The sequence below is a fragment of the Paenibacillus physcomitrellae genome, from assembly GCF_002240225.1.
In the GTDB taxonomy this organism is placed as follows: Bacteria; Bacillota; Bacilli; order Paenibacillales; family Paenibacillaceae; genus Fontibacillus; species Fontibacillus physcomitrellae.
On the sequence record NZ_CP022584.1, the window covers coordinates 3,332,574 to 3,343,025 of the forward strand.

Below are 10,452 nucleotides of genomic sequence, written 5' to 3' on the forward strand. Positions count from 1 at the left end.
CAATGAAACAATAGAGTAATGAGAATTGAGCAATCCGCAGACTAACAAAAGCACCCGCTCCGGGATTCCAGAGCGGGTGCTTCCATTTCCAATTTCGCGCTGTTGGCCGCAAGACCTCCAGCTCGTGAACGAAGGAAAAGCCTTTACCTTAATAGCCGTCCGTCTTATGGCCGGATTTCTCGGCGATTTCTGCCCCTTCGCGGAAGGCGGCGGAGCCGGTATGGCTCATGTCGGCTTTGGCTTTTTCCAGGCCGTCCTTGACTCTTTGCCCGTAGTCAGCGTCAGCTTTGGTGAAATGCTCGATCATTTTCTCCTGGATCACCGGCTGGCATACTTTGAGGGCATCGACCAGGTTGCTGATCAGCTCGTCGCGTTCCCAGTCTTCGAATTTACGGTACGTTTCGCCGGCCTGCTTGTAGTCATTGGTCCGTTCGATAGACTGGCGAACCAGCTTGGCATTGTAGGAAGGCTCGTGGTCCTTGCCGGCAGGCTGGGCTTCCTTCAATCCGCCGAGAGAAGACGGCTCGTAATCGACATGCGGGTTCTGATCCGGCGCTTTGTCGACACTGTACGCCATTTGGCCGTCCCGCTGGTTGGTGGCAACATGCGTCTTCGGCGCGTTGATCGACAGCTGCAAATAGTTGGAGCCTACCCGGTAGCGCTGAGTATCGGAATAAGCAAAGGTGCGGCCCTGCAGCATTTTATCGTCGGAGAAGTCGAGGCCGTCCACTAATACGCCCGTTCCGAATGCGGCCTGCTCCACCTCTGCAAAATAGTTTTCCGGATTTTTGTTCAGCACCATTTTCCCGACCGGCAGGAACGGCCATTTCTCCTGGTCCCAAAGCTTGGTATCGTCCAGCGGATCGAAATCCAGCTCCGCATGCTCATCGTCGCTCATGATCTGTACGCACAGCTCCCATTCCGGATAGTCGCCGCGCTCGATCGCTTCGTACAGGTCCTGGGTCGCGTGGCTCGTGTTCTTGGCCTGAATGGCGTCGGCTTCCTTCTGGGTCAGGTTTTTGATGCCTTGTTTAGGCTCCCAGTGGTATTTGACGAGCACGGCTTCACCGTCCTTGTTCACCCATTTGTAAGTGTTGACGCCGGAGCCCTGCATCTGGCGGTAATTGGCTGGAATCCCCCAAGGAGAGAAGACGAACGTAATCATATGAATGGCTTCAGGGCTGTTGGAGACGAAATCGAACATGCCTTCCGGATTGGCCAGATTGTTGACCGGATCGGGGCGGAACGAGTGGACCATGTCGGGGAATTTAAGCGGGTCACGGATGAAGAAAATCTTCAGGTTGTTGCCGACGAGATCCCAGTTGCCGTCTTCGGTATAGAATTTAGTGGCAAACCCTCGCGGATCGCGGAACGTTTCCGGGGAATGGCCGCCATGAATAACCGTGGAAAAACGCACAAACACCGGCGTCTGCTTGCCCGCCTCCTGGAACAGCTTGGCGCGCGTGTATTTGGACACCGGCTCGTCGCCGACCTTGCCGTAGGCTTCAAAGTAGCCGTGTGCGCCGGCGCCGCGTGCGTGCACGACGCGCTGAGGGATGCGCTCGCGGTCAAAGTGGGACATTTTCTCCAGAAAATGATAGTTCTCCAGGGTCGAGGGCCCACGGTCGCCGACGGTTCTGATGTTCTGGTTATTGGTGATCGGGTGGCCCTGACGGTTCGTGAGCGTCATGTTGTTGTCCTTTTGATCTTTTTGATCCATGGTCAGAATTACACATCCTTTTTTCAGGTTATGGATGTACTTTTTGCCAAGGGAAATGGAATTATGCGGAAACAGGCAAATTTAAATCTTTGTTTGAAAGACAAAAAGACTCCATTCTCTTCTTAACCGGAGAATGGAGTCTTCGAACCCGTAACCGAAAAGCGGGGTTATTGTTTCTAAGAGAATGATAGGAATTACGCATGATTAACAATAAAAGTGAAAATAAATAGAATTTTTTGGGTTTTGTACTTTATTTTATATAGACAAGGTTCGACACAAAATTTAAAATTCAGTTATAAAAGATGGGCCGATGTCCAAGTTATCCCAGTCTTTTTGGTATTTTATTTATAGTGCAGAATGGGGTTTAGAGTGATGAAAGGTAAATTGGGCATTCGGGTCAAATTGGTCCTGTTTATGGTCGTGGTAGTGCTTTTGGGAACGGGGGTCATTGGTTATTACGCCGTATCCACTGCGCAGAAGGACATTCTTTCAACGGCCCACCAGAAGCTGCTGGGCGATTTGAATACGGGGAGAATGCTGATCGACAAGCTGTACCCGGGGGATTGGTCCGTTAAAGACGGCAAACTTTACAAGGGCGAGCAGGCCATCGATGAAACGTTAACGCTGCTGGATGATTTCGGCAAGGAGACGGGGGATACGGTTACGCTGTTCCTGGGGGAAACCCGAGTGGCCACCAATGTAGTGCAGCAGGACGGCTCGAAAGCAGTCGGTACAAAGGTCTCTGACAAAGTAGCAGACATTACGCTGAAGCAAGGGCAGACTTATGTGGGAGAGGCCATGGTAGTTGGGCAATCCAACCAGGCGGCTTACGAACCAATTAAAGATGCCTCGGGCAAAGTGATCGGCATCTGGTATGTTGGTGTTCCGGCAAAGCCGTATCAGGATACGGTTGACCGTTTTGGCGAACGACTGATTTTATTTGGTCTGATTGAGCTGGTGCTTGCGGCGGTGCTCATCTGGCTGCTGATTGTTCAAAACCTTAAGCCGCTGGTTTCCATAACCAAGGTTGCAGAAGAGGTGGCGGCAGGCAATCTTCGTGTTCAGCTTAAGGAGTACCGCTCAAGGGACGAGATCGGCCGGTTGACTTCGGCGATTTCCGGCATGGTACTCAGCCTTAAGAACACCGTTACGGAGCTGAATGAGAATATTTTTGCATCGGCTGATCAGGTGGCAAAGGCTTCCGATGGAATGGCCAAGGCGCTCGAAGAAATGACGCAGTCCTATCAGGCCGTGGCGAGCAGCAACCGGCAAATGACGAAAGAAGCAGGCACCGGACATGAGACGGCGCTGATTTCCTCCCAGGTGCTGGAGGAGCTGTCCGATTTGATCCGGAAAGCGAACGAGCAGGCTGGTGAAGGGCAAAGCGACTCCGTGCGGACCAAGGAAATGGCTGAGAGAGGACGGGAGACCGTACTGCAGACATTGTCTCTGATGGAGTCCATTCAAGGACGCTCCAACGAAACGGGCGGCCTGATCGGACGACTCGAGGAGCATTCCCGGAAAATCTCCGACATTACAGTCACCCTTTCGGAGATTGCAGCCTCCACGAATTTGCTGGCCTTAAACGCTTCGATCGAAGCGGCGCGTGCCGGAGAGTCCGGACGCGGTTTTGCAGTAGTAGCCGGGGAGGTCCGCAAGCTGGCTGAGCAGTCTGACCGGGAAGCTGCGGAAGTAGCAGGACTGATCCAGGTGATTACCGCGGACATTCGTGAAGCGGTCTTATCCAATGAACGCAGCCGGGAGGAAATTGTCCGCGGTACGATTGCCGCGCGTGAAGCCGGTGATGCCTTGCAGGACATTTGGCTGGCAGCGACGGGAACGGCAGACAATATGAACCGGATCATGCAGATGACCACGGAGGAAGTAGCCGGAGCTGACAGTATGATTATGCTGAACCAAACCGTAACGGGCATTATGAAGGACACGCTGGATCTTTCCGAGGAGGTTGCGGCCAGTACGCAGACTATGGCTGAGGAGATCGAACATCTGGCCTCCGCCTCTGAGGAGCTGAATGCAATGGCCGAGGAGCTAAAATCGAACCTGGGCAAGATTAAGGTTTAGGTTCGGACAAGATATAGAAGCGATATGGAAGTGAATAAACGATAAAGAAGCGGTCTCGGCAGGTCCTGATTGGACCTGAGAGCCGCTTCTTTTTTAACACCACTTGACTCAAAATCCGCGCTTGATCACGGTGAAACACTCCGCCGTATGGCCTTATAGCCGTATAGCTCTATTGCTCATTGCCTTACTGCTTTATTGCTCGTTACCCTTTGTTAAACCAGCCATCCGTTTGTCTCGGCAATATTGATCGCTTCGATCCGGTTTTTGGCCCCGAGCTTTTGCATGATTTCCGATACGTAGTTCCGCACCGTCCCCCGGGACAAATACAGCTTGCTCGCAATGTCATGGATGGCAAGTCCGTCTGCGACCAATCTCAATACGGCCTGTTCACGCTCCGTTAAAGGGTTCACCGCTACAGCTTCCCACAAGCTGAGTGAAAGCTCCGTGCTGACAACCCGCTCTCCCTGATGGATTGTTCGCAGGGCGGCGCTAAGCTCATCGACAGGGGAGTCCTTAAGCAGGTATCCCTTCACGCCGGCTTTCAGAGCCCTTTGGAAATAACCGGTGCGGGAGAAAGTGGTCAGGATGACCACTCTGCAGGGATGGCCTTCTTCCTTCAGCCGTTCGGCAACGTCGAGCCCGGTAAGCTTCGGCATCTCAATATCCAGCAGACAAAGATCGGGATTCAGTTCCCGGACCAGCTTTAAGGCTTCTTCTCCATTTTCGGCTTGAGCCACGACCTCGATGTCTTCCTCCATATCCAGCAGCAGCTTCAATGCGCCGCGCAGCATACCTTGATCCTCAGCAATTATAACTTTCATTGGACGCCTTCTCCTGTACTTAAACTCCGGGCTATTTTTGGGATAGTCAGTCGGACGCGAGTTCCCTTTCCATGCACGGCTGTAAGCTCCAAACTTCCATTAACCAGAGCTATACGTTCTTTCATGTTGCTCAGCCCTGCGCCATGAGTCCAAATGCCTTCTTGCTCCAGCCCTATGCCATTATCCGAAATAGTCATAGTAAAAGCATGGGGTTCCTGCACGAGCCCAATCTCGCAGCGGGCAGCCTTGCTGTGTTTGACAATGTTGGTCACCGACTCGCGGAGGCACATGCCCAGCACATTCTGGACGAAGGGCTCGAGGTCCGGATCACCGGGTTTTCCGGGTTCTCCGAGTTGTTCGCTGTCTCTGTTGTCTTCGCTGTCTCCGCCTGAATGTTCCACCTTCAGTTCAATTCCGGCAGCAAGCAAAATCTGTTTAGCATGGCCTATTTCACCGGCTATGGTGACCGAAGTCATGTCGGACACAAGCTCCCGGACTTGTTTAAGGGCTGCCCTGGCAGCCCAATGGATATCTTTTGCTTCCTGTACGGCTTTGCCGGGCTGCTTGTTAATCAGCTTCTCCACGAGTTCGCTCTTCAAGGCAATCAGGGATAACGTATGGCCAAGAGTATCGTGGAGATTTCGGGAAATTCGCTGCCGCTCCTCCTGCTTGCTGAGCCGCGCGATCTCCTCATTCGCCAGGTGTAATTGTCCCTTCAATTCCTGGGAGCGTACGCCCCCCCGAATGCCAGTCGGAACGATAACGGCCACGATCATGGCCGGTATCAGATTCAGCAGATCACTTTCAGTAAGGAAAGAAGAGGCGTAGATAAAGTAACCGGCCAGAAGAACCGCCAATAGGACCATGTGGAAACGGAACGTCTTCGGATTTGGCAGGAATGCGATAACGGGCGTGACGAAGAAGACGAGATACAAGTAAGATGGCTGCCATAACAGGGTGAAATAAGCGATGATGACCAGTTCGATGAACAGATAATAGAACATTCTGGCGGGGTCCCACCAGCTCAGCAGATAAGCGGCGACGAAAAGTGCCAATACGGCGAAGCCCAGACCCTTTTCCAAAGCATGACGAGACAAAATATCGGTTACGGGGAAGGCCAGGTAAACCAGCCATATCACCGGAAAGAGGTACTTCCTTTTCTTTGAGAAAAAAACCACGTCAGATCGCATCCTGTCTTTTGTTCAGATAGGAAGATAATACCACAAACAAGGCTGCGTAGACGACCAAAGTCAGCAGGCTTGAGCCAGAGACGCTGTGGCCAGCAGCCAGACCCCAGGCCCCGCTGCCAAAACGGTAAGAGGGCATAAGCTCCATGACTCGCTGAAGAACGGGGGACATCGCCTGCTTGGGGAACCATAACCCGCCAAGAATGGAAATGCCCATGTAAACCAACTGGGAGACCACCTGTACCGCATCGGTGTTTCGCAACTGACCAAGCAGGGTGCCCAGTGCCATAAAGGGGAGTGCTCCGGCCCAGATCCACAAACCGCAGAACAGCCACTGCTCCCAGCTCATGACAACGCCTTTAAACAGGCTGCCGAGCAGAAACATGAAGAGGATAATTCCGGCGTTGATGACGGAGGTCGAAACCATTTTTGAAGCCACATAGATAGAAGAAGACAGGGGCGTGACTCGGAGCAGCCTATTGTATCCGGAGGCCCTTTCCGCTGCCAGCCGGCTGCTAAGGCTAGTAATGCTGGAGCCGAGCACGCCGTATACGGTCATCGACATCAGATAATAAGCCTTCCACTCGATTCCGCCAATCTGCATGGCATCCCCAACAACGCTGGTGAAGATGAAATAGAAGAGTGCCGGCATGAGCAAGGCGAAGATTACAAATCTTCTGTTCCGCAGTGTCCGCAAAATTTCAGCCCGGCATTGGGCAGTCATAGCTCTAGACAACATGGCGACTCTCCTTTGTGCCTGTTTTATTCGTTTCACTTGCTCTATCTGTGCTCCCGTTTCCCTGAACCAGATTACGGAACGCTTCCTCAAGGCCTCCGGTCTGGATTTCGATGTCCCGAACGTCAAGATTCATGTGGACCATGGTAAAAATAACCCGGTCCGTATCCAGGCTGGTCAACTTGACCCTTCGGCCGTTCCAGACCGCTTCCTGTACACCGGGCAGCTGCTCCAGCTGCCGGGGCTGAAGCTCTGGTCCCGCAGTGAAGTGAATCGATTTCCGGCCAGCCGCCTGCTTCATTTCAGCAGGTGATCCGTCGGCGATCAGCCGGCCTTCATTGACCACAAGAATACGGTCGGCCAGCTGGTCCGCTTCCTCCAGATAGTGAGTGGTCAGCATAATCGTTTTGCCCTGGTCCTGAATGGTCCGGACAGTGTCCCAGAACATCTGCCGTGACATGACGTCCATCCCCACCGTCGGCTCGTCAAGGAACAGCACTTCCGGATCGCCGGCCAAAGCCAGGGCAAAAGCCATCCGGCGTTTTTGACCGCCTGAGAGGGAGCTGGCCATCTTGTCTTGGACCTCATCAAGGCCTGCGATACGAAGCAGCCGCCCCAAGTCCATCGGATGGCTGTAATAGTGACGGAACAGGTCCACCGCTTCCCGGACCTTTAGTCCGGGCACCATCTCTGAGTCCTGCAGCATTGCACCGATTTTGCCGCGCACTTTGGCTTCCCTAGGGCTGCCGCCCAGCAGTTTGACCTTCCCTCGGGTAGGCTGCTGAAGCCCCAGCAGCATCGAAATGGTGGTGGACTTGCCTGCCCCGTTTGGACCAAGCAAAGCCACCAGGCTGCCTGGCTCAACGGAGAAGGACAGGTGATCAACGGCGCATTTGCCGTTTGGATATTGTTTGGTCAAATCGTCGAGGACGATAACCGGTTTGGCATTCATTTATGATTTCACCCCGTCATCAAATTGGATGTCTTAAGACTACCTGAACGGGAGAATGCGAAACAGGCCGATTTGTCATGAAACCGGGATGACATTTGTCATGCGGACTTGGACTACCGGCCATACAAAAAGCCGCCGAAAGGCGGCCTGCTGTTCAGGCGGCCCTTCGGCGGCTTGGCTTTTTCAGAGAATAACGTACCCGTGCTTCTTAGAAATCGAAGTTGTCCGGATCCGGACCTACGCGGTGGTTCTGGTTCATGGCATCAATGGCAGCCATGTCTTCGGTGCTCAGCTCGAAGTCGAAGATCGAGGCATTCTCGATAATACGGTGTTCTTTGGTCGATTTAGGGATGGTTACGATCCCGTTTTGAATGTCCCAACGCAGGATAACCTGAGTGACGGACTTGCCGTATTTCGCGCCAATGGCCTTCAGCTCTTCGTTGTCCAGCAGCTGACCTTGCATCAGCGGGGACCAGGCTTCGATTTGGATGCCTTTCTGCTTGCAGTAGTCGCGCAGCTCTTTCTGAGTCAGGCGAGGGTGAAGCTCGATCTGATTGACGGCCGGCACAACCTCTGCATCGGCGAGCAAGTCTTCAAGATGATGAATTTGGAAGTTGCTGACGCCAATCGCTTTGATTTTTCCCTGCTTGTACAAGGTCTCCATCGCTTTCCAGGCTGCTTTATATTTGCCTTCTTTAGGCCAGTGGATCAGGTAAAGGTCCAGATATTCCAAGCCCAGCTTGTTCAAGCTGACTTCGAAAGCGGCCAAAGTTTCCTCATAGCCCAGATCGGCATTCCATACTTTGGAGGTCACGAAAAGGTCTTCCCTTTTCAGGCCGGCTGCTTCGAGCCCTTGGCGGATTCCGTTGCCTACGCCTTGCTCATTGCCGTAAATAGCTGCGGTATCAATGCTGCGGTAGCCGTTTTTAATGGCTGCAGCTACAGCTGCCTCCAGCTCCGCGCCTTCTTCCACCTGAAATACGCCAAGACCAAACCAAGGCATTTGAGCGCCGTTATTTAATTGTACTGTGCTTTGCAGATTCAAACTCATGATTCCTATTCCTCCTGAATTTTAATTGTATATATAAAATGAACGGATGCATGGCGTCCTTTACAGAGCAGCCATGGCTTCGTTCACTCCATAGCCTCCGTTAATCCTTTTGAAACCTGGGTGCCCCTTCTAGGGTTCCCTTTCTTCTCCAAAACGAGACTGATTGCTGTAAGAGCTGCCGCTGCGGCGACCATAATGGCCCCTACCCACGCGGTATGAACCAATCCTAGCGTATCGGTAATGATGCCCCCGAGGTAAGCCCCGAGCGCGATGCCTGCGTTGAAGGCTGCTATATTCAGTGCCGAAGCGACATCGACCGCTTTGGGCGCGATTTTTTCCGCCAGAAGAACCACATACAGCTGCAGCCCTGGGACGTTCATAAATGCCAGCAGGCCCATGAAGAAGATGGTGATCAATCCTGCAACTTGATAAGGTGCCGTAAAGGTCAGCACAAGCAGGATTATAGCCTGTAGAATAAACATGCCGAGCAAAGCCCGCAGCGGCTTGCGGTTGGCTGCTTTCCCTCCGATAACGTTGCCGATGGCAATGGCAATTCCGTAGAGTAGAAGGAGAAGGGCAACGGTTTTCTCCGCAAAACCTGTCACTTCATGCAACAGGGGCGACAAATAGGTGAATACTACAAAGGTTCCGCCATAACCAAGCGCCGTTATCAGAAGGGCGAGGATGATCTTGCCGCTCTTAAACAGCTTAACCTGCTCGACCATCGGCGTTTTGGTCCCTTTCCGCAGTCCGGAGGGAACCAGAATCAGATTGCCTATAAAGGCCACGATGCCGACGGCTGCAATGGCGATAAAGGCGACTCTCCAGCCGAGCTGCTGTCCGATAAAAGTGCCGATCGGCACACCGGTAACTGTAGCTACTGTGAGTCCGGAGAACATCATCGAAATCGCGCTGGCTCTGCGGTTCTCAGGCACGAGGTCTGCAGCAATCGTCGAGCCGATCGACATGAACACCCCGTGCGAGAAAGCGGAAAGGACGCGGGCGACAAGCAGCAAAGCAATGCCCTGCGAGGCTGCCGCCAGGCTGTTCCCGGCAATAAAGACGACCATGATCGCCATCAGCAGCGTCTTCCGCGGCACGCTGGCCGTAAGCGAGGTCAGGATCGGGGCGCCAAAGGTCACCCCGAGGGCGTATAAAGTAACCGTGAGACCCGCAAAGGTCACGGAAATGTTCAAATCATCAGCAATCAACGGGAGCAGTCCTACGCTGATAAACTCCGTCGTTCCGATTGCAAAAGCGCTTATCGCCAAGGCTAGCAGCGCCAAGGTGCTTCTCTGTTTATTAAGCTCCATGTTTTCTCTTGTTCACTCCTACCTTGTAGAAATCACCGGCCGGTAATGTTATTATGGGTGAGCGGGATTCATTTGAATAGTACGTACTTATTTGTGCTATAGGCACCAAAAAGTCATCTATATAAGTATTTATATATAAATGCAGAAGCTACACTTTCTGCTGCCAGGAGGAATCGAATCGTTATGCCAGAAGTAGAGAAAACGCCAAGAACCAAGAAATACAACATTTCCGTTGAAGCTACGCTTGAGGTCATCGGAGGCAAGTGGAAATGCGTCATCCTTTGTCACCTGACACACGGACGCAAGCGGACCAGCGAGCTGAAGCGCCTGATGCCGGCCATCGCCCAGAAAATGTTGACCCAGCAGCTCAGAGAGCTTGAAGAAGACGGCATTATTAACCGGATCAGCTACAATGAAGTGCCGCCAAGAGTTGAATACGAGCTGAGCGAATACGGCTGGAGCCTGAAGCCGATTCTGGATTCGCTCTGCAATTGGGGCGAGCAGCATATTATCCGGGAGTACGGCGACAAATTCGCGGTGCTGGAGGATAATATTTTGAATCACTAGAGATCCATGACCATCAAGCCGGT

At 52.8% G+C, this 10,452-nt stretch carries 8 protein-coding genes and 1 pseudogene; 2 read left to right on the forward strand and 7 right to left on the reverse strand.

Annotated elements, in window-relative coordinates:
* Positions 1 to 148: 148 nt before the first annotated feature.
* A pseudogene (locus CBE73_RS15085) lies at positions 149 to 1,690 on the reverse strand (catalase); the annotation flags it as partial.
* A gap of 402 nt (positions 1,691 to 2,092) precedes the next feature.
* Between CBE73_RS15085 and CBE73_RS15090 the strand changes: the two are divergent.
* A complete protein-coding gene (locus tag CBE73_RS15090; protein WP_094094909.1) occupies positions 2,093 to 3,802 on the forward strand; it encodes a methyl-accepting chemotaxis protein in 1,710 nt (569 codons plus the stop codon).
* A gap of 212 nt (positions 3,803 to 4,014) precedes the next feature.
* Here CBE73_RS15090 and CBE73_RS15095 read toward each other — a convergent pair whose 3' ends face one another.
* The 6 genes from CBE73_RS15095 to CBE73_RS15120 all read right to left on the reverse strand — a co-directional run bounded on the left by CBE73_RS15095 (position 4,015) and on the right by CBE73_RS15120 (position 9,862).
* Positions 4,015 to 4,623: a response regulator transcription factor gene (locus CBE73_RS15095; protein WP_094094910.1), complete on the reverse strand. Its 609-nt coding sequence runs from the start codon at positions 4,621 to 4,623 to the stop codon at positions 4,015 to 4,017.
* Positions 4,620 to 5,813, reverse strand: coding sequence for a sensor histidine kinase (locus tag CBE73_RS15100; protein WP_094094911.1), 1,194 nt, complete (start codon positions 5,811 to 5,813; stop codon positions 4,620 to 4,622). The genes CBE73_RS15095 and CBE73_RS15100 overlap by 4 nt, the downstream gene beginning before the upstream one ends.
* Entirely contained in the window at positions 5,803 to 6,549 is a 747-nt protein-coding gene (locus tag CBE73_RS15105; RefSeq protein ID WP_094094912.1) for an ABC transporter permease, read from the reverse strand. Before CBE73_RS15105 ends, CBE73_RS15100 begins: the two co-directional genes overlap by 11 nt.
* Positions 6,539 to 7,498, reverse strand: coding sequence for an ABC transporter ATP-binding protein (locus CBE73_RS15110; RefSeq protein WP_094094913.1), 960 nt, complete (start codon positions 7,496 to 7,498; stop codon positions 6,539 to 6,541). Before CBE73_RS15110 ends, CBE73_RS15105 begins: the two co-directional genes overlap by 11 nt.
* A 208-nt stretch (positions 7,499 to 7,706) precedes the next feature.
* Positions 7,707 to 8,549: an aldo/keto reductase gene (locus tag CBE73_RS15115; RefSeq protein WP_094094914.1), complete on the reverse strand. Its 843-nt coding sequence runs from the start codon at positions 8,547 to 8,549 to the stop codon at positions 7,707 to 7,709.
* A gap of 83 nt (positions 8,550 to 8,632) precedes the next feature.
* A complete protein-coding gene (locus CBE73_RS15120; protein ID WP_094094915.1) occupies positions 8,633 to 9,862 on the reverse strand; it encodes an MFS transporter in 1,230 nt (409 codons plus the stop codon).
* 183 nt (positions 9,863 to 10,045) lie between these two features.
* Here CBE73_RS15120 and CBE73_RS15125 point away from each other — a divergent pair, with 183 nt between their 5' ends.
* Complete coding sequence (locus tag CBE73_RS15125) at positions 10,046 to 10,429, forward strand: winged helix-turn-helix transcriptional regulator (protein WP_068699372.1); 384 nt, start codon at positions 10,046 to 10,048, stop codon at positions 10,427 to 10,429.
* Positions 10,430 to 10,452: the final 23 nt, after the last annotated feature.

Coding starts and splice junctions, on each gene's coding strand:
- CBE73_RS15115 (WP_094094914.1), bottom strand. CDS start 8,549: ATGAGTTTGAATCTGCAAAGCACAGTACAATTAAATAACGGCGCTCAA.
- CBE73_RS15105 (WP_094094912.1), bottom strand. CDS start 6,549: ATGTTGTCTAGAGCTATGACTGCCCAATGCCGGGCTGAAATTTTGCGG.
- CBE73_RS15110 (WP_094094913.1), bottom strand. CDS start 7,498: ATGAATGCCAAACCGGTTATCGTCCTCGACGATTTGACCAAACAATAT.
- CBE73_RS15100 (WP_094094911.1), bottom strand. CDS start 5,813: ATGCGATCTGACGTGGTTTTTTTCTCAAAGAAAAGGAAGTACCTCTTT.
- CBE73_RS15125 (WP_068699372.1), top strand. CDS start 10,046: ATGCCAGAAGTAGAGAAAACGCCAAGAACCAAGAAATACAACATTTCC.
- CBE73_RS15120 (WP_094094915.1), bottom strand. CDS start 9,862: ATGGAGCTTAATAAACAGAGAAGCACCTTGGCGCTGCTAGCCTTGGCG.
- CBE73_RS15090 (WP_094094909.1), top strand. CDS start 2,093: ATGAAAGGTAAATTGGGCATTCGGGTCAAATTGGTCCTGTTTATGGTC.
- CBE73_RS15095 (WP_094094910.1), bottom strand. CDS start 4,623: ATGAAAGTTATAATTGCTGAGGATCAAGGTATGCTGCGCGGCGCATTG.